At 32.2% G+C, this 19637-nt stretch carries 22 protein-coding genes and 1 pseudogene; 7 read left to right on the top strand and 16 right to left on the bottom strand.

All coding sequences use genetic code 11. The features are described 5' to 3' along the window. Window positions 1-121: 121 nt before the first annotated feature. From AN960_RS00810 to AN960_RS00790, 5 genes are all read right to left on the bottom strand, one after another. Window positions 122-979: a MerR family transcriptional regulator gene (locus tag AN960_RS00810; RefSeq protein ID WP_056465532.1), complete on the bottom strand. Its 858-nt coding sequence runs from the start codon at window positions 977-979 to the stop codon at window positions 122-124. A 78-nt stretch (window positions 980-1057) separates the two neighbouring features. Beyond that, complete coding sequence (locus tag AN960_RS00805; RefSeq protein WP_056467011.1) at window positions 1058-2221, bottom strand: MFS transporter; 1164 nt, start codon at window positions 2219-2221, stop codon at window positions 1058-1060. Between the two features lie 236 nt (window positions 2222-2457). Then, a complete protein-coding gene (locus tag AN960_RS00800) occupies window positions 2458-2754 on the bottom strand; it encodes a hypothetical protein (RefSeq protein WP_056465528.1) in 297 nt (98 codons plus the stop codon). 136 nt (window positions 2755-2890) lie between these two features. After that, the gene (locus AN960_RS00795) at window positions 2891-3283 is read right to left on the bottom strand and encodes a cupredoxin domain-containing protein (RefSeq protein WP_056465526.1); all 393 of its coding nucleotides are present in this window, start codon (window positions 3281-3283) and stop codon (window positions 2891-2893) included. A gap of 114 nt (window positions 3284-3397) precedes the next feature. Then, window positions 3398-4447, bottom strand: a complete 1050-nt coding sequence (locus tag AN960_RS00790; RefSeq protein WP_056465524.1) for an LLM class flavin-dependent oxidoreductase — start codon at window positions 4445-4447, stop codon at window positions 3398-3400. A gap of 294 nt (window positions 4448-4741) precedes the next feature. Between AN960_RS00790 and AN960_RS00785 the strand changes: the two genes are divergently transcribed. The 3 genes from AN960_RS00785 (at window position 4742) to AN960_RS00775 (ending at window position 7049) form a co-directional block, all read left to right on the top strand. Next, the gene (locus AN960_RS00785; RefSeq protein WP_056465522.1) at window positions 4742-5725 is read left to right on the top strand and encodes a glutathione S-transferase family protein; all 984 of its coding nucleotides are present in this window, start codon (window positions 4742-4744) and stop codon (window positions 5723-5725) included. A 22-nt stretch (window positions 5726-5747) separates the two neighbouring features. Next, window positions 5748-6257, top strand: coding sequence for a GNAT family N-acetyltransferase (locus tag AN960_RS00780; protein ID WP_056465520.1), 510 nt, complete (start codon window positions 5748-5750; stop codon window positions 6255-6257). Window positions 6258-6524: 267 nt separating this feature from the next. Continuing rightward, a complete protein-coding gene (locus tag AN960_RS00775; protein ID WP_056465519.1) occupies window positions 6525-7049 on the top strand; it encodes a GNAT family N-acetyltransferase in 525 nt (174 codons plus the stop codon). A gap of 166 nt (window positions 7050-7215) precedes the next feature. Here AN960_RS00775 and AN960_RS00770 read toward each other — a convergent pair whose 3' ends face one another. From AN960_RS00770 to AN960_RS00745, 7 genes are all read right to left on the bottom strand, one after another. Further along, window positions 7216-7410: a hypothetical protein gene (locus AN960_RS00770; RefSeq protein ID WP_025569137.1), complete on the bottom strand. Its 195-nt coding sequence runs from the start codon at window positions 7408-7410 to the stop codon at window positions 7216-7218. A gap of 272 nt (window positions 7411-7682) precedes the next feature. Next, window positions 7683-8378: a helix-turn-helix transcriptional regulator gene (locus tag AN960_RS24725; RefSeq protein ID WP_056465517.1), complete on the bottom strand. Its 696-nt coding sequence runs from the start codon at window positions 8376-8378 to the stop codon at window positions 7683-7685. A gap of 220 nt (window positions 8379-8598) precedes the next feature. Then, the gene (locus AN960_RS00760; RefSeq protein ID WP_056465515.1) at window positions 8599-8916 is read right to left on the bottom strand and encodes a low molecular weight protein tyrosine phosphatase family protein; all 318 of its coding nucleotides are present in this window, start codon (window positions 8914-8916) and stop codon (window positions 8599-8601) included. 19 nt (window positions 8917-8935) lie between these two features. Further along, a complete protein-coding gene (locus AN960_RS00755) occupies window positions 8936-9451 on the bottom strand; it encodes a YfiT family bacillithiol transferase (protein ID WP_056465513.1) in 516 nt (171 codons plus the stop codon). A gap of 75 nt (window positions 9452-9526) precedes the next feature. Then, window positions 9527-10459: a manganese-dependent inorganic pyrophosphatase gene (locus tag AN960_RS00750; protein WP_056465511.1), complete on the bottom strand. Its 933-nt coding sequence runs from the start codon at window positions 10457-10459 to the stop codon at window positions 9527-9529. Between the two features lie 248 nt (window positions 10460-10707). After that, window positions 10708-10869 (bottom strand): hypothetical protein, encoded by a 162-nt coding sequence (locus AN960_RS24265; protein ID WP_156339579.1) that lies wholly within the window; start codon window positions 10867-10869, stop codon window positions 10708-10710. 67 nt (window positions 10870-10936) lie between these two features. Next, window positions 10937-11629, bottom strand: coding sequence for an SDR family oxidoreductase (locus AN960_RS00745; RefSeq protein ID WP_056465509.1), 693 nt, complete (start codon window positions 11627-11629; stop codon window positions 10937-10939). A gap of 107 nt (window positions 11630-11736) precedes the next feature. Between AN960_RS00745 and AN960_RS00740 the strand changes: the two genes are divergently transcribed. Continuing rightward, a complete protein-coding gene (locus AN960_RS00740) occupies window positions 11737-13086 on the top strand; it encodes an MATE family efflux transporter (RefSeq protein WP_056465507.1) in 1350 nt (449 codons plus the stop codon). 46 nt (window positions 13087-13132) lie between these two features. Here AN960_RS00740 and gpmA read toward each other — a convergent pair whose 3' ends face one another. Both gpmA and AN960_RS00730 read right to left on the bottom strand, forming a co-directional pair. Then, a complete protein-coding gene (gpmA, locus tag AN960_RS00735) occupies window positions 13133-13924 on the bottom strand; it encodes a 2,3-diphosphoglycerate-dependent phosphoglycerate mutase (protein WP_056465505.1) in 792 nt (263 codons plus the stop codon). A 170-nt stretch (window positions 13925-14094) separates the two neighbouring features. Beyond that, window positions 14095-14829, bottom strand: coding sequence for a GntR family transcriptional regulator (locus AN960_RS00730; protein ID WP_056465503.1), 735 nt, complete (start codon window positions 14827-14829; stop codon window positions 14095-14097). Between the two features lie 386 nt (window positions 14830-15215). On the opposite strand from AN960_RS00730, the gene deoD reads away from it, so the two are divergent. Continuing rightward, a complete protein-coding gene (gene deoD / locus AN960_RS00725) occupies window positions 15216-15929 on the top strand; it encodes a purine-nucleoside phosphorylase (RefSeq protein WP_056465502.1) in 714 nt (237 codons plus the stop codon). A 154-nt stretch (window positions 15930-16083) separates the two neighbouring features. On the opposite strand, the gene AN960_RS00720 is transcribed toward deoD, so the two are convergent. Beyond that, window positions 16084-17529 carry a DEAD/DEAH box helicase gene (locus AN960_RS00720; protein WP_056465500.1) on the bottom strand — a complete coding sequence of 482 codons (1446 nt, stop codon included), beginning with the start codon at window positions 17527-17529 and terminating at the stop codon, window positions 16084-16086. A 279-nt stretch (window positions 17530-17808) separates the two neighbouring features. On the opposite strand from AN960_RS00720, the gene AN960_RS00715 reads away from it, so the two are divergent. Together AN960_RS00715 and AN960_RS24260 are read left to right on the top strand one after the other, a co-directional pair. Continuing rightward, the gene (locus AN960_RS00715) at window positions 17809-18435 is read left to right on the top strand and encodes a hypothetical protein (protein ID WP_056465498.1); all 627 of its coding nucleotides are present in this window, start codon (window positions 17809-17811) and stop codon (window positions 18433-18435) included. A 104-nt stretch (window positions 18436-18539) separates the two neighbouring features. Further along, window positions 18540-18716: a hypothetical protein gene (locus tag AN960_RS24260; protein ID WP_156339578.1), complete on the top strand. Its 177-nt coding sequence runs from the start codon at window positions 18540-18542 to the stop codon at window positions 18714-18716. A gap of 200 nt (window positions 18717-18916) precedes the next feature. On the opposite strand, the pseudogene AN960_RS00710 reads toward AN960_RS24260, so the two are convergent. After that, window positions 18917-19342 (bottom strand): annotated as a pseudogene (locus tag AN960_RS00710) (VOC family protein). Window positions 19343-19637 lie beyond the last annotated feature (295 nt).

Below are 19637 nucleotides of genomic sequence, written 5' to 3'. Positions count from 1 at the left end.
TTGTATATTAAATAAATTTATTCTTGGATCATAGAACTAAAAAAAAAGACTCTTTAAGGAGTCTGTCTAAAAAACTTTAATTAGGTTTCGTATTAATCTAAGAGCTTTTAGGAATCATTTATTATTCTATCAATTCATTTTCATCTTCGACCAATACTCTCATTTCAACCAAAAATTCTTCTCTTTGATTCGGTGAATAATTATTATGTATTAATGACTCATAGATATCACTTTTAATCGTTATTTGATGTTTGTCTATATAGTTAATAAGTCTTTGTAAGTTTGTAAAATAATCATCAGATGATACGCTATTATAAGTAATGCATATGTAATTTCCTTCGGGGATGGTTGAAAGCTCGGTACCCGGTAATAGTAGTGTAGTTTGTTTTTTTGTTAAAACTGGTGTAAATAAATATTGATATGTTACTTCACTAACATGTGTATAAGACTTATATGGCACAATGGCCCCATAACCATTGTTCCTAAAACCTTCTGTAGATGCGGCAAATTTCTTCAATTTACTGTATGAAGCATTTAAAATATTTTTCGGGTCAATCCCTTTAGCTTTCGTCTGAATGATTTGCATTTCTTCTTCATAAGAAAAAAACACTTCACCAAATTGTGGATAATCCTTTTGTTTTTGTAATCCCTTTTTTGCATTTGCGATGATTTTTTCAATTTCCATTAATGAATCTATTTTTTCTCTTACAATTTTTTCTTGTTCTGTTAAAAAGGAGAAAAATTCATCTCTCTGTAGCCCCTGTACTTCTTTCATCTCTTCTAATGGAGTACCAATATATTTGAGTGATTTGATTAAATCGAGAAGATGAATTTGTGAGTCTTTGTAATATCTATAATTCGTATCTGGATCGACATACGCTGGTTTAAATAAATTGATTTTATCATAATATCGGAGTGCTTTAATCGAAATATTAACTAATTTGGAGACCTCACCTATTGTATATAGTTTTTCCTTCACTTCTATCACCTCCTAATCTTATTTTAGCAAAAGTAGCGTATTCTTTATTCGTAAATATAGAATACGCTTTTCATTTAATTATGCTGTTCGATACACTGGCATTTTCCAAGCAATTGTTAAACCAACGCCACTCGCTAATAAGACTGTTGCAAAATAAAATGGATAGTTTAAGTCTATATCAAATAGGATTCCACCGATGATAGGTCCTATTACATTCCCAAAACTAGTAAACATTGAATTCATTCCACCTACAAAGCCTTGTTCATTTCCAGCAATCTTAGATAAATAAGTAGTTACAGCCGGACGCATTAAATCAAAGCCTAAAAATACTGTAATCGTCACTAGTAAAATCATAAAATATGAGTTAACAATTGTCATCATAAACACTAGTATTGTAGAAAGGATTAAACTATATCGAATTAATCGAATTTCTCCCATCCATTTTGTTAATCGATCAAATAATGCAATTTGAGCAATCGCACCAACAATCCCACCACCAGTAATCATGATTGCTATGTCTTTGGGTGTAAATCCAAATTTATGATTAGTGAACAATGAAAATAATGATTCAAAAGCTGACAAACCAAATTGTGAGATTAATATGACCATAAACGAAATAAAGTACATCGGTGCAAAAACACGTTTAAATCCTGGCTTTTGTCGTTTTTCTTCAATACTTTCTTGATTTCGTTCAGGCTCTGGTAGGACTGTAATAGATAATATCCCTGCAAAAATTGCCAATCCTGCTGCAAAGAAAAATGGTATGCGTGGACCATATTCTGCTAAAAATCCTCCAACACCTGGTCCAACAATAAAACCTGTTGAAATTGCAGCCGACATATAGCCAAGTGCCTTTGCTCTTGTGTCAACCGTTGTAACATCTGCTATAAATGCTGTTACAGCTGGCATAATAAATGCCGCACTTATTCCGCCTAACATACGTGAAATAAAAAGAACCTCAATCGTTTTACCCATTCCGAATAAAAACTCTGAGATACTAAAGATTAATAAACCAATTATAATCATTTTTTTTCGTCCGAACTGGTCTACCCAGCGACCTGCAATTGGTGAAAAAAATAATTGTGTAATAGCAAATGCAGCTACCATATACCCCACAATAGTACCCGATATATTTAACTCATTCATAATTGATGGTGTTACTGGAATTACTAATCCAATTCCTAAAAAAATAATGAATAAATTCATTAATACTAAAGATAACATTATGTTTTGTTTTTTCATTTTTACCTCAACTCCTTTTAAAACTCTACAAAACATAATGTAAAGCCTCCTCCGAGGGGAGAGTCAATCGGTTTTTTCATTATTTTTGATTCTTTTTTATGAATTCGCTTCCAAGTCTATAAAATAAAAAAAGAGCCTCTATTTAGAGAAGCTCATAGTTTTTAGTACATAGTATTCTAATCTATATAAAAACATTAATAGCCTTTTAAATGTTCATATATCTAATGGTAATCTTATTAAGCTTGACGAGTTTTTTGAAACAATCCAAGAATGCTCGATGTGGCAAAACCAAGGATTAGCGCAAATGTTATATGTTGGTACAGACCTACATTATCACCTGCACCCATATGATGCCATATATCGTTTGGGAGCGTTTTCCAAATAAACCACAAGCATGAAGTTACAATAAGTGTAATAATTGGTATAGTAGGGCGTTTCCCAAGCGATGAAGCAATAAACATCATTAATGTTAAACCAAGAATCGGTGTACTACCGAAAAACCATTGAAGTATATGAAAATCGATATTCTCCATCCATATCCCTCCTCATTTTAATTGTATGAGGAGATTTTGTTAAAAAGTAATGTTCCAGTTAGAAATTCAAATGACATTTCTATATGGTGGTAAATTATCAATACATAAATAAAAGCAAGGCCCTGTGGCCTTGCTTTTATTTAACGATTACTTTTCCTACCATTCCAACATTGAAATGGTATTTACAAGTAAGATCATATGTATTTGCTTGTTTTGGTTGAACGGCAATGGATGTTTCTTTTCCAGGTTGAAGTTCTACATCAATATTGAGCATTTTCACAGTAAAAGTATGTGATTTACTCCCTTTATTTTTCAATAATAAAGTTGTTTTTGTCCCATTTGGAATCGTGATGTTTTTCGGATTAAAGTAATCATCATTCAATTCTACTACGATTGTTTGTGCGCGATCATTTGCATCTGATACCTCAGATTCAGCAAAAGCTTTAAAATTACCTGGTGTTGCTATTAATACAATCGTTGCCAAAATAACAATTAGTCCTGATAACCAATTTCTTCTTAACACTCGCATACCCTCCTTTCCTACGCTCTATTCTTTTCCATTTGATGGAATATTATCACGATTTTTTTTAAGTATAAAAAAACTGTCTTCTTTTATAGAAAACAGTTTTTCATTTATTTCAACTTATTGATGTGCTTCCCACTTAGAGATTTCTTCACGAACGATTGGTGCAACTTCTTTACCTAATAGTTCAATTGCTTTCATTACGTCTGCATGTGGCATTGAACCAACTGGTACATGAAGCATAAATCTTGTAATACCTACATTTTTTCGAAGATGGATAATTTTTTGTGCTACAGTTTCAGAATCCCCAACATAAAGTGCACCTTCAACGCTTCTTGCCGCATCGAATGCAGCTCGGTCATAATTTCCCCAACCTCGTTCTTTTCCAAGTTTATTCATGACTTGCTGTGTTGATGGGAAAAATTTATCAGCTGCTGTCATTGTATCCTCTGCAATGAAGCCATGTGAATGGGATGCAATTTGTAGTTTGTTTACATCATGACCAGCATGAGCAGCAGCTTTTTTATAAAGCTCAACAAGTGGTGCGAACTGAATTGGGCGTCCACCTATAATAGCAAGTACTAGTGGAAGTCCTAAAAGTCCAGCTCGAACGACTGACTCACTGTTTCCGCCACTTCCAATCCAAATTGGCAGGGGCTCCTGAACTGGACGTGGATAGATTCCTATATTATTAATGGCTGGTCGATGTTTTCCACTCCATGTTACAAATTCGGATTTTTGCAAGGTTAACAGTAAATCCAGTTTTTCTTCAAACAGTTCATCATAGTCGTTTAAATTATAGCCGAATAAAGGAAATGATTCGATGAAAGAACCACGTCCCGCCATGATTTCAGCTCGTCCATTCGAAATACCATCAAGCGTAGCAAAATCTTGAAAAACTCGTACTGGATCTGCTGATGATAGTACAGTTACGGCACTTGTTAGCCGTATACGATTTGTTTGTGATGCCGCCGCTGCTAGTACGACTGCCGGCGATGATGCTGCAAAATCATTACGATGATGTTCCCCTACTCCAAATACATCTAATCCAACTTGATCTGCAAGAATAATTTCCTCCACAACATCACGCAATCGTTCCGCATGACTTATTACTTCACCTGTCTTTGCATCAGGTGTTGTTTCAACAAAAGTACTGATTCCTATTTCCATTAAGCTATTCCTCCGAATTTCTGTCATTTTTGAAGTGAATTTTGAATAGATTTACAAAGTTCTATTCCTATATTTATTAATCAATTTAAATATACCTCAAATTCGAGATAAATTCTAACAAAGTAGTATAACAGCAGTTAAAGATATAGTATTATCATCATTTCTATTTCCAGAAAAAATACATTTTCTAAATATTTAGAGTATAATAGAATATTAGAATCACTTCTATGTACCCCTTCAAAAATTCTGAGCAAAAGAAATATTATCCAAATTAGTGAGAGAGGAAGTTTAAGTATGAATCAAACTAAACCAACTGAAATATCAGTTGATGGTTTCTTTAAACGTCAGTTAAATCGTTTTTCTACACCATTTGGAAATAAGCCAGAAGAACTCCCTGTTGAAGCAGGTCGATATCGACTTATTTGGTCAGCTGCATGTCCATGGGCCCATCGCTCTGTTATTGTACGAAAAGTTTTAGGTTTAGAAAATTCGATAAGCTTAGGAACCGTCAGTCCAATGCGTCCAAGATTACCTCACGTGGATTGGGAATTTTCTTTAGATACAGGACGACTCGATCCAATATTAGGCGTTCGATACATGAGTGAAATTTATCATAAATCTGATCAAAACTACACCGGACGTCCGACAGTGCCTGCAATGATCGATATTAGTTCTGGTAAGGTAGTTAATAATGATTATTTTAGACTAACAAATTATTTCGAATCTGTTTGGAAGCCTTATCACAAAAAGAATGCACCAGATTTATACCCAGAATCCATCCGCCAAGAAATTGATGCCTTAAATGAAATCATTTTCACTGATGTAAACAATGGCGTATACAAATGTGGTTTTGCACAATCTCAGAAGGCTTATGAAGATGCTTATGAAACATTATTTAATAGATTAGATGAGCTAGAGCATCGCTTATCTAAACAACGTTTTTTATTTGGTGATAAAATTACTGATACTGATGTTAGGTTATTTACAACACTTGTACGGTTCGATGCTGCTTACTTTACAGCCTTTAATACGAATCGAAATTTAATACGCGAGTATAAAAACTTATGGGGCTATGCACGGGATTTATATCAAACACCAGGGTTTGGCGATACGACTGATTTTGATGCGATTAAGCGACATTACCATTTATCGATTACTATTTCGCCCGATAAGAAAGAACCAAAAGTCCTACCAAAAGGTCCTGAACTTACGATTTGGAATTCGAAGCACAATCGTGAAGATTTAAGTAGACAAAAAGAAAAGTTCCTCATTCATTAAGGCATAAGGAGATGCAATATATATGGTAAAAATAGAACTTTGTAATGCTGAAAAAGAGATGTTTCAGTCAATTCGAGAACAAAGAATTAACGCTTATTATGAATACGGCAACTTGTTACCAGAAAAACATTGGAATGCTTTAAAGAAGTCCCTCTCATCGAATGTTGATGAGCAAGAAGGTGTGGAAATCATTGTTGCGACGGTTTTAGGAAAAATTGTCGGAAGCGTCGCTTTATTTCCAGCTAAAATAAATGCCTATGGAGATTTAATCGACGAGCTTGATTACCCAGAGATTCGAATGCTTGCTGTCGAGTCAGACTATCGCGGACAAGGAATTGCTTCTGCGCTAATTTCAGAATGCATTAATCGTACGAAGGAAAAAGGATTCGATGCAATCGGATTACATACTGGTGAATTTATGAAAAATGCCATAAGTATATATGAAAGAATCGGATTTAAACGTTTACCAAAGTTTGACTTTGAACCAGCAAATGATGGGATTATCGTCAAAGCTTATCAGATGAAAATATAAACCTTATTGATTACTCATTATTAAATTTAATCTTGGTCAGTAAAAGGACTGTCCGAAGTTTTTCTAACTTCAAACAGCCCTTATTTACTTTATTTTTTTATCATAATGAATCGTTACTACTTTTATGTTTGAATTTTTCTCTTTATTAACAATTTCGCGATAAGAATCTCACCTATTTAATTTGTGTTTATTAATTAGAAATATCATCTTCACTTCAGAATACTATTTTATTATGATTCTTTTTAAAATAAATTTGGAGTGAATTAATTGTCAAAAATAGATGAATCAACCATTCTTATCGAGCCTTGGAACGAAGCAGATCTTAATTTACTTCTGACATCAAATACGAATAGTATGATGAAATATCTTGGAGGATTAGAAAGTTTGAATCAAATTATGAGTCGGCACAAGCATTATCTTGAAATGAGTAGAATCGGTACAGGACAAATGTTTGTAATCATTTTGCTTCCGTACAGAACAAAAATAGGGACTGTTGGTTATTGGGATCGGATATGGGATGGTAAACTTGTTTATGAAATTGGTTGGAGCATTTTACCACAATTTCAACGAAAAGGGATTGCAACAATCGCAGTGAAAAAAGCTATTAAGAAGGCCCAAAAAGAATCAAAGCATAAGTACATTCACGCTTTTCCTGCCACTAATAACATTCCGTCTAATAAAATATGTGAAAAATTAAATTTCAAGTTTATTAAAAAATGTAATTTTGAATATCCAATTGGTAATTTTATGGTGTGTAATAATTGGCGACTAAGGACAATAAAGAAAAAATGAAGTTAAGTCTTAAAGTGGCCTTTCTTTTTTTCTTAATTCTCAATCCGGCATGTTAAATCTGTCTAAAATTCTAGTATTGCTACAAATTTTTAAATACAATTAGTAAATGAATTGTTTACGAAAAAAAGCCGATTCCAATATATATTGGCTCAGCTTTATGTATATTTTATTCAAAATAAAATAATGAATCGTGAGAAGTATTTGTTTGATAGTAATTTACTAAATCTTCTACAGAGATTCCTCTAATTTCAGCAATATCATTAAAACTCATATCATAGTGATATGACAGTTCATGTAAAGATAATGCTGGATTATTCGCTAATAATTCATAATCAGGTAAATTGTCAAATTGTTGTGACATACTCTTCACTTCCTTTTACAGTTTCTTATTATCCTTTCCTAAAATTTACAAATTTAGTCAAGATTCGTAAAAAAGAATTGAATTGTAAATAATATTGATTAGTTAGGTGGTTCTATGTTTCAAACTATATTACACGCTACTTTATTATCTTTTGGATTAATTCTTCCTTTAGGGGTACAGAATGTCTCTAATTAAAGGCATAATAGCTGGACAGAAAAATGCAGTTTAAAGGTGAAAACCTGAATCCTGCATTTTTATTTTTTTCTACATTATTAGAAAAAGTGTAAAGAAGACAATTTTAGAAAAGCTTCAATTAACCTCAATAATTTCTCTTTTTCTTCATTATTTAGCATTAAATTTGCTTTACGTATGAGGTTCATACCTTCTATCCAATCGTTTTCTTCAATTGGTACATACCCAGCTAATTGATATAACTGAATAACAGGAACGCCGAGTGGTTCTGCCAACTTTCGTAAAATTTCTGTTGATGGAATACCTCTTTTGCCATTTTCAATTTGTGAAATATATGAATGGGATACATTTGCTTTTGTTGCAAGGCACTTTATTGATAGGTTATTTTGTAATCGTGTCTGTCTAATAAATTCAGCAAATTTTTTTGAACGATCCTCAACATTTTGTTCCTTATAGACGACATCAAATTTTAGATTGCCATTGATTTCATTCTTTGTGAGATTGAAAACTTCTTCTGAAATGTTTCGTAAAGGAGTTTTCAATCTTTCAGGGGCATTAATAATATAAGCACACCAAATTAATTCTTCAGCATTTCCACCTGTCACTTTTGCAATCGCTCTAGTTAATTTTTCTTCAGGTGGAGTCAATTTCGCATTTTGTAATTTGCTTAAATAGCTCTTGTCTTTTGAAAAGCCCAACTTATTTAATTCTTTGGCTATATCAGTCAAACTTAAATTTGAGTTTTTAATATATTGCTTTAATAATTTGTAGTACATGCTCACACCTTTTTCTTATTTTCCTCTATTTTTATTTTTATGTGTACAACATGGACTTTGACACTGATCGTAATTGGGTTTTTTTGGAAATTTTTATATTCGTGAGGAAGTACTTAGAATCTAACTTTTCATAAAGGTAAAAAGAACTAAACCCACTCTTATAGCTGAGTGGGTTCATTTAATAAATTATTAAATTTTTTACGCTTACTACCTATTAACCTTAAATTATTTCAGATACTCTATTTTGGAGAATTTCAATTAATTCTTCGTCCATAAACTGATAGTCATCAGCTATATCTAGATTGACAATCTTTTTTTCATTAAGTAAATCACCGAATTTATCGCGAATTCTTCTTAAATGTTTTTTCTCCATTACAAAAATAATATCTGCCCAACCAATATGTCCCTCTGTCACTTTAATCCTGGCACCAGCTTCTGTTCCTGCTGATCTCGCTTCGTAGCCATTAGATAAGTGGAAAATTTTTTCCGCTGTAGGACTTCTCCATTGATTTTTGCTACAAATGAATAATAATTTAATTTTTCTTCACACCTTACTATTAATTGTTTTTCACTAAATAAATATGAGCCAAGTGATGTTCACTATGCCAAGCGTATAAAGCTAAGATGAAATCTATACTTATATTAATTTTAAGCTCAGGGTGATAACAAGTTCGATTAAACTCTTCCTCTGTTAGTGATTCAAGTAAAACTACGTAACGCTCGTGAATACCTTCGATTATTTTTAAAGAACTATGAAAATCAAAATTCGAATCACTTAATGAAATCCATGCATTTTCATCATAGGCTTTGATAGTAGGATTTTCTTCAGTTAAAGCTAATTTAACTCTAATAAGGCTATTCAAATGGCTATCAGCAACATGATGAATAACTTGTTTTGGTGTCCAACCACCTTCACGATAAGGTGTGTTTAATTGTTCGTTAGTAAGTGACGTGATTGCCTCTTTATATTTAATTGGAGCATCTTTTAGTACTTTTATAAATTCTTTCCGTTGTTGATGAGTGAAGCTAGATGGTACATTAAATCTGCCAATCGGATACTTTAAATTTTCCATTTCAAATCCCCCATTAATTAGCTATTATAAAAAAACAACAAAGCCTTTCAAAAGACTTTGTTGTTAAATTACGAATTAAAGTGTATTAAATGTTTCAGTTAATACTGGAACGATTTGTTTTTTACGAGATACAACACCTTTTAATAAAGCAGTGTTGTTTTCTAAAGTTACATTGTATGCTTTTTCAACTGCATTAGTCGAATTTCCTTTTGCAACAGCGATCGAATCATTCGTTAAAATATCTGTTACAACGAATAAGAATAAGTCTAATCCTTTATTAGCAACAATACCTTCAAGTACATTTTCTAATTCAGCTTGACGAGAAAGTACGTCATTTGTATCAACTGCGTTTACTTGTGCGATTTCTACTTTATAGTTACCCATTTGGAATTCTTTCGCATCAAGTGAAACTAAAGACTCAATCGATTTATCAGCTAGATTTGCACCCGCTTTTAACATTTCTAGACCATATTCTTCTGCATTTACACCTGAGATTTCTGCAAGTTCTTTTGCAGCAGCAACATCTTGATCAGTACATGTTGGAGATTTAAATAATAATGTATCAGAAATAATTGCTGAAAGCATTAGACCAGCAACTTCCTTCTTAATTTCGATATTATTTTCTTTATACAATTTGTTTAAAATTGTAGCTGTACATCCAACTGGCTCACAACGATAGTATAAAGGATCACTAGTTTCAAAATTAGCAATACGGTGATGATCAATAACTTCAAGTACGCGAACTTGTTCGATATCATCAGCACTTTGTTGACGCTCATTATGGTCAACTAAAATGACATCATTTGTTTCAGAAGCAACTTTTTCTACTAAACGTGGTGCTTCAGATTTAAACGTATCAAGTGCAAATTGCGTTTCTGCACTTACTTCACCTAAACGAATTGCTTCAGCATTTTCACCTAATGCCTTTTTTAATTCTGCATATGCAATTGCAGAGCAAATTGTATCTGTATCTGGGTTCTTATGTCCAAAAACTAGTACTTTTTCCATCAAAAATTCTCCTAACTATATCTTGTTTTTCATTTTTTTATGTATTTTAATGCCAAGAATTGGCTTTAATATAAAACGCTTCAATAATAATACCATATCAATATAAAAAAAAATAGCCAAAATGGCTATTCTTTACAGTTTGAAGACAAAGTCAAAAAAACATGCCAATCAGACTAATTGAAAACGCTTAATTTTCAGGTCACTAAGCCTACTCATCCTATAGAAACAAAAACCAATCTATAGTCTAATTAATCTTCAGCCTGTTTATATGACATTGTTTCCGTAATCGGTTCACTTTTAGGTAACCAATCGATAGGAATATCATCTGCAGTATTAAGATCTTCAAGTAATAATTCGTCAAAATTATTTTGATTTGAATCAATTGATTTGTTCTTTTTCGATTTGCTCATCTTTTTTACCTCACTTAATCCTTCATGATTTGGATATAGTTTGTGTAAAAGTTAGCTTGGATAATACTTATTTTATGTTTTTTATAATAATTTCGGGTATCGATATATTTTTACGTGGTTTTATATTTTCAATAATAATTTCAGCGATATCCTCTGGATTCATCATTTTTGAAGTTTTATCTTCATCAAAAATACCTGACCAAAAATCTGTATTCATTCCGCCCATATATGCTGCAAACACCGAAATTGGCGTTCCTGTTAATTCAACAACCAAACTTTCGGTAAAGCCTTTAACTCCAAACTTACTTGCGCAATAAACTGATTCTGTTGCTTTTCCAATTAGACCTGCGGTAGAAACAATATTGACGATCGTTCCACTATTTTGTTTTTTCATTTGTTTTAAAACTTCTTGTGAACAGAAAATGGTTCCCTTTAAGTTAATATCAATCATATTATGTACTGCTTCTTCATTTAATTCTTCTGCAAGCTCAAATATTCCAACACCTGCATTATTAAATAATAAATCAACTTTTCCATATGTTTGAATAATTGTATCGAAGACTCTTTTTACATCTTCATATTCTGAAACATCAACAGTATGTATTGAATAATTGTTAGGTAATTGTTTTCCAATTTCTCTAAGTTTATTTTCAGTTCTTCCTAACAAACAAATGTGAGCTCCATTTTCAGAATATTTTTTAGCTAATGACGCTCCTAATCCACTTCCTGCGCCTGTGATAATAACAACTTGATTTCCCAATCTAAGACCAACTTTCTTTATAAAATATTTATCCGAATAATTTCATTATAGCTATTAAACCAAAACATGATACAATTGTAAAAGTGTTTGTTTAGGAGGTCGATAAATTGAATACTACTAAAACGGATAAAATATCACGCTTTTTTAAACTACTACTTCCGATTTTAATCACTCAAGTGACATTATTTTCGATGTCATTTTTTGATACAATCATGTCTGGTAATAGTAGTCCAGGGGACTTAGCAGGGGTTGCGATAGGTGTTAGTATTTGGACTCCAATTAGTACTGGGTTAACTGGCATTTTAGTCGCACTTACGACAATGGTTGCCAATTTAAATGGTGCAAAACAGGATGAAAAAATTACGCCACTTGTTATGCAGGCAATTTATTTGGCTGGGATAATTGCAATTGTCATTATTATTATTGGTATATTTTCAATTCATCCAATCTTGAATCATATGAATCTTGATCCGAAAGTTCATCGTGTTGCTCTTCATTTCTTATTCGCATTATCATTTGGAATTTTACCTTTATTTCTATATACAGTCATTCGTCAGTTTATTGATGGTTTAGGTAAAACAAGAACTACTATGGTTATTACAGTTATTTCAGTACCAGTTAACGTAATTTTGAACTATTTCCTTATATTCGGTAAAGCTGGTCTCCCACGCTTAGGTGGCGTAGGTTCTGGAGTAGCGTCTGCAATAACGTATTGGATTATTTTTGGAATTGCTTTTTACATTATTAAAACTAAAAAGCCATTTAGCACATTCAATCTATTTAAAAAACTTCCTCCAATTTCAATTGCAACTTGGAAAAGTATTTTAAAACTAGGAGTACCAATTGGTCTTAGTATCTTTTTTGAAGTAAGTGTATTCTCGGTCGTAACATTATTATTAAGTGAGTTTGATACCGAAACGATTGCTGCACATACAGTGGCAATGAATTTTGCAAGTCTTCTTTATATGGTTCCATTAAGTATTTCGATGGCTTTAACAATTGCTGTCGGCTATGAAGTTGGTGCAAAAGAGTTTCAAAATGCAAAAGAATATAGCAAAATTGGTTTAGTAATGGCAGTTTCAATTGCTTCATTTTTCGGGATCATCATCTATTTATTCCGTTATGATGTAGCCGGATGGTATACAAATGATCCATCTGTACAAATTTTGGCAGGCGGATTCTTAATCTTTGCAGTCATGTTCCAACTATTTGATGCAATTGCAGCGCCAATCCAAGGTGCATTAAGAGGTTATAAAGATGTAAATGCAACGTTAATTATGATGATTTTAGCTTATTGGGTAATAGCATTACCAGTAGGGTACGCACTATCTAATACAAATCTTGGTGCAAAAGGATATTGGGTTGGATTAATCGTCGGTTTAGGTGTGTCAGCACTAACATTATCTTTCCGATTAGTACAACTACAAATAAAAAAACTAAAGTTATCTGAAGCATAATGAAAAGGATGGGAAGCACAATTGCTCACCCATCCTTTTTTGTATTTTAATCATCTTGTATTGTTATATTTGGATGATCATCATCAAATTGGTCAAGTAATTCGCTAGGGATATGTTTTGGGATTACATCAGATGGAAGTTCACCTTCCATACCTAAATAGTAATGTCGAATTGGCTTTAGTTCGTCAGTTAATTCATAAACTAAAGGAATACTTGTTGGAATATTAAGTGAAGCAATCCCGTCAGCTGAGACTTGATCTAAATATTGAACGATTCCCCTCAACGTATTTCCATGTGCAGATATAATAACCTTTTTGCCTGTTTTCAAAGCTGGAGCAATATCTTCATCCCAATATTTTAAGACTCTTTTTTCTGTATCCTCCAAATTTTCAGTAAGCGGGAATTCATCTTTTAACAAGGTTTTATAACGAGGTTCATTTATTTCATATCTTGGATCATCCGGTTTTAGAGCTGGTGGTCTAACATTCATAGATCTTCTCCAAATATTAACCTGTTCTTCCCCATATTTTTGGGCTGTTTCGGATTTATTCAGCCCCTGAAGTGAACCGTAATGACGTTCATTCAATCTCCATGTCTTATAAACAGGAATCCACATCATATCTATTTCATTTAAAATAATCCATAATGTTCGGATTGCTCGTTTAAGTACTGATGTATAGGCAACATCAAATGTAAATCCGTTTTTCCTTAAAATGATACCAGCTTCTCTTGCCTCGGAAAGACCGCTCTTCGTTAAATCAACATCTGTCCAGCCTGTGAACCGATTTTCAACATTCCATAAACTTTGCCCATGTCTGATTAATACAAGTTTAATCATATTGCTCTCCTTTAAAATCAATTAAATATGATTTAGTTTGCTGAAATGTTCTTAATTTGATTCACAACTGATTGGATGTGCAAAATGTTATGTAATTAAATTTCTCAACTAAAAACTGTCATACTTCATCTAGTTTGCATATTTCATTTTTAGATACGCTACATTTTCAACTATTTATTTATTCGATTTATTTTAATTGAGCTAAGTTCGATTGGGATATAAATCTTATTTTTAAGTACAATATTCCCCATTGAGTCATATAGATTTTCAACAAGTAAAACGAATAAATTATTAGTTGAACGTAATTCATAGTTTGATGAAGGAAGGACTGATTCTGTATATTTTATTTCGATTGTTGATGAATGGATTAACTTATAAATATCTTCTTCAAGTATTTTTAGTAAACTCTGCTGATCGCCTAGGTTTATTTGATATTGGGAAGCTGTCTCACTTGGGAACATAGTATAAGCATGGGCGACAATTTTATTTTTAGATTTGTACCATCTATTAAACCTGACCATCACTGCAGAATCTTTATTAAAAATCTTTTTAACGTATTCATAATCATCCGAAAGACTAACTTCTAAATAAGCATCTACATCATCAATTGTTTCTGTACAGCATTGAAAAACTGAGTTATCAATTTTTTCTAAGCCAACACTTCTTAAATTTACATTTTGTTTTATAAAATTACCTTGTCCATGGATTGTTTCAAGATAACCGTCCTCTTTTAGTAAACTCAACCCTTGTCTTAATGTCATTCTGCTAACATTCATCATCTTAGAAAGTTCTGGTTCAGAAGGAAGCTTACTTCCAATCGGATAGACTCCCTCATTAATTAATTTAAATAATTTTTCATAAACCCCTACATATAGAGGTAATTTTTTTTTATTTTCAACGGACATAACAACACTCCTTATAAATATTATATCGAGTTATGAATTATTCGCAAATTTGTGTTTGATCGTAAATGTAAACAAGATCATTATTCTTTAAAATAACGTTGATTTATTAGGATAAATGATTGAGTGAGTTTAAGTTGCTATTGCTTTCTATATTTTATTGAAATATAATTTAGTTGAAACTAAATAGACAACTATATATACAACTATACTTCGTAGTATTAATTTTCATTTTTTGAACATTTGTTTTGCTTTATTTTGTAAACGGAAACATTTTAGGAAAGAATGTTAACCTAAAGATAAATTAACATGGGTGAAATGAGTAAGAATAGTAGTTGTATTGGATTTAGTTAAGAAAATTAAAAGAATAGAAATGGAGAGAAAATAATATGACAACGCCACATAATACAGCCAAAAAATCAGGAGAAATTGCAAAAACAGTTTTAATGCCTGGGGATCCACTACGTGCAAAATATATTGCAGAAACATATCTAGAAAACCCAGTGCAATTTAATACTGTACGTAATATGTTTGGCTATACAGGAACATATAAAGGAAAACAAGTATCAGTAATGGGATCTGGTATGGGCATGCCAAGTATAGGAATTTACTCATACGAATTATATAAATTTTATGATGTAGAAAATATTATCCGAGTTGGTAGTGCAGGAGCTTATACAGATAAACTAAACATTCACGATATTGTGCTTGTAGATAGTGCTTGGAGTCAATCTACATTTGCAAAGACTCAAGCAGGTGTTGAAAGTGACATTCAGTATCCATGTGAAACACTAACAAACAAAATTGAAGATACAGCAAAACAAATCAATACTCCGATCGTTAAAGGAAGAATACATTCTAGCGATGTCTTTTATTATGAAAGTTCAGTTCCAAATTTTGTTAATTTTTATAAAGAGCATAATTGTATTTGTACAGAAATGGAAAGTTTTGCACTTTTCCATAATGCGAAAGTTTTAGGAAAGAAAGCAGCTTGTTTACTTACTATTTCAGATTCTTTAGTTACTCATGAAGAGATTAGTGCTGAGGCTAGACAAACTTCATTCGATAAAATGATGAAACTTGCATTAGAAGCTTGTTTGTAAAATAAAATTGATTTAAAATAGCGCATATTAATGAAAAACAAAAAGTCGATTTCCGTTAACAATTCAAATTGGGAAAATCGACTTTTTTTGTAATTTAATTCAAGAATTGAATAATTTTTATGTTTGAATGATTAAGTCCATAAACTTTACTTCTTTATTTAATAGCTTTACTCACTTTTAATTTTTTTCCTTTAATCGTCGCATTCTCCATGGCTTGTAAAACTAATGACCCTTTTCCATTCAGAATATCAACATATGACATTTGATCATGAATAGAAATAATACCGATATCCTCTACTGTAACTCCAGGGATTTTTGCAATTGTTCCAACAAAATCAACAGCACGAATTTTCTTCTTTTTTCCGCCGCTGAAATGGAGTTTCATAATATCTTGGTTAATTCGAGCTGTTTTATTATTTCTTACCACTCGCCTGCTGTTAAGTTTTTCTTCGAAGATTGCTTTTCGACTAATTACCTCTTGATGACTAGGAGCTTCTATAGTAGGTATCTCAAAACCGATGTAATTTTCAATTGCCTTAACGAACTTTCCTTCAAACTTTGTCGAAAACGTAATTGCTTTTCCTTTATTTCCGGCACGACCAGTTCTACCAGTACGGTGTACATAGCTCTCTTTTTCCATAGGAACGTCATAGTTGATGACTAACGTTACATTATCAATATCAATACCTCTAGCAGCTACATCGGTTGCTACTAGATAGCGGAAGTTCCCTATTTTAAATCCATCCATTACAGCAAACCTGTCTTCTTGTTCCAGTCCTCCATGTAGTCTTTCACATGAATAATTAGCTTTTTCCAATTCACTATAAACTGCATCAACGTTTTCTTTAGTCCGGCAGAAAATTAGGCAGCTGTCTGGGTTTTCTACAACAGTGACGTCTTTAAGAAGTGAAATCTTTTCTTCTTCTTTCACTTCAATTAAAAAATGTTCAATTGTATTTGCAGTTACACCAGTTGATTCAATTTCTATATGAGTAGGTTCTTTCATATATTTATGGCAGAGATTTTCAACATCTTTAGGTAAGGTAGCAGAAAAAACCATCGTAACACGGTTTAAAGGTAACTGATCAATGATTGCTTCTACTTCATCAATAAAGCCTCGATTAAGCATCTCGTCAGCTTCATCGATGATTAAATATTTTATTTGATCTATATCAAGGGTTCCTCTTTCAAGATGGTCCATGACCCTTCCAGGCGTACCAACTACTACATGTGTTTTTTGTTCCAATTCTACCTTTTGTTTACTAAACGGTTCTTTACCATAGACGGCCACCGCTTTTATCCGTTTAAATCTGCCAATATTCGTAACATCTTCGCGGACTTGAGCTGCAAGTTCCCTAGTTGGAGTTAGAATTAAAACTTGTGGTTTTTTTTCCTCCCATTCAATCATTTCGCAAACAGGAATACTATAAGAGGCAGTCTTGCCGCTTCCTGTTTGAGATTTTACGATTAAATCTTGATTTTCCATTGCTAATGGAATCACTTCACTCTGAACTTCAGTTGGAGTTTCGTATTTTAAAACAGCAAGTGCTCTTTTAATTTCCTCACTTAGATGATAATCCGCATAACTTCTTTTAGTCATTTCTTAACCTCGTTTTTATGTTTTTTTCGATATATGTATAGAATTCTCTCTTAGAAAAATCATATTCATTTATTGAGTATGATTCATTATACTTGAAAAACGCAAGACAAAACGGCTTTTTTTAAAATATTAGGCTTTGTTAAAGGCGATTGTTGATTTTCTTATTCTATTAATTGGCATTTTAGTGGTATATAAGGATTTTATTATGAAGTTCGAAAAAAAGGAAAATAATGGGTATATATAGAAACTCCTATATACGGATAGATAGGAGGAATTTTTATGTCTGATTTCAAAAGCATTAATGTTGAAAATATAAATATTGTCGATAAAGATGGAACTGTAAGAATGAGAATTTTTAATAATGATAACATCCCAACTGCAATTATGGATGGAAAAGATATTCTTCCAGGTCACAGGCAAAAAGATCCTATTGCTGGATTAATGTTTTATAACGGAGAAGGTGATGAGTGTGGAGGACTTATATTTGGAAGTAAAAAAGATGAAATAGGAAACTATGAATCATACGCATCATTAACTTTTGATCAATATAAACAAGATCAAGTTGTACAAATGCATTATATTGATGTGAATGATCAAAGAAATTATGGAATTTCAATTTATGATAGACCTAATACACCTTTACCAGATCTTTTAGAAAGAACGCATAGTATACAAAACTCTGCACTTACGGAAAAGGAAATTGATAAAGAGTTAGAAAATATTTGGGAAGGAAATACGCCTCGAGCCTTTATGGGGAAGAATTCCAAAGGAGAAGTAACAGTTCAACTATCAGATAGCAAAGGAAAACCTCGAATTAGAATGGTAGTAGACGAAAATGATATTCCTCGTATGGAATTTTTAGACGGAGAAGGAAAAGTTACATATAAAATCCCACCTGAAATGTAATGTTCATCTTTTATTCTCGGATTTTTTAAGCATAAAAATAATATTCTTTTTAGAGAATAAACACATACGTGTTTCTCATTTGGAACTTTTTGGAGGGAAATTAAATGGCTTTTTGGATTACAACAATTGGTGGTATTTTAGCGTTGGGTGCATGGATTTGGTATTATGCATCTTTAGGAAAGAGAATTCACCAAGAAGAAAAAGAGGCTGGTAGAGATCTTTCTTATGAAATTAATCCATTCACAGGTTCAGCCAAAGCCACTTCAAATGAAAAAAAGTAACTTACTATTCAACTAACGCATGATAGTGAAAAAGGAGCTGAATGCTCTTCAGTTCCTTTACAATGCTAATTCATATCCCCCGTTTTTATCTTCCAAATAAGGATCTATCTTTTCCAACTCTAACGCTTCTCTCTATGTATCGTAGCGCGTCAGTTTGGAACAGTATCGAACGCTGTAGTTTTACAGAAAGTATCATTCAACTATTGAGCTGACTGTGTTGAAACTTGCCATGTAACACCGAATTTATCGGTTACTTGTCCGTATAAAGGACTCCAAAATGTTTCGTGTAACGATATGATTACTTTTCCTCTATCTTGTAATTTACCAAATACTTCTTTTGTTGTTTCAACATCATTAATTAAAATAGCTAAGGTGGTTTGGTCGCCAATTTGATAAGGTAGACCTGTAAAAGTATCTGAAATCATTATATCTGTTGAACCTACTTTGAGATGTGCATGTAAGATACGATTTTTTTCTTCATCAGTTAGATTTGTATTTTCTTCCCCTGGCATGTCGCCAAATCTTTGAAGAGTAAGGGTCTTTGTATTGAAAGCATCTTTGTAAAATGTAACAGCTTCTTGTCCATTTCCATTTTATATTAAAAAAGGGTTGATACCTAAAATCAATAGAAACACCTCTTCTTATATTTTGATCTAATCTCTTCTTCTTTTTACCTCTTGATGTCAATCTGATTTAGCTTCACAAGATGGTCACGATTAAGTTCCCTTTTAATATTTTCTACTTCAAGTCTTTCATTCCTTCAAATTTAAATGTAGCTTAATTTAGAAAAATCACAAATCTCATTTTAATAGAGCACTTTTATTTAATCTTTTTAATTTATTTCAAACATAAATCCTAGTAAACGCAACAAACTCTAGATTTTTCAGAAAATTCATTTTATAATATTAAAAATGTATTTTT

The sequence above is a fragment of the Bacillus sp. FJAT-25509 genome, assembly GCF_001420605.1.
Classification (GTDB): domain Bacteria; phylum Bacillota; class Bacilli; order Bacillales; family Bacillaceae_G; genus Gottfriedia.
This window is presented reverse-complemented; position numbering and strand designations above follow the sequence as displayed.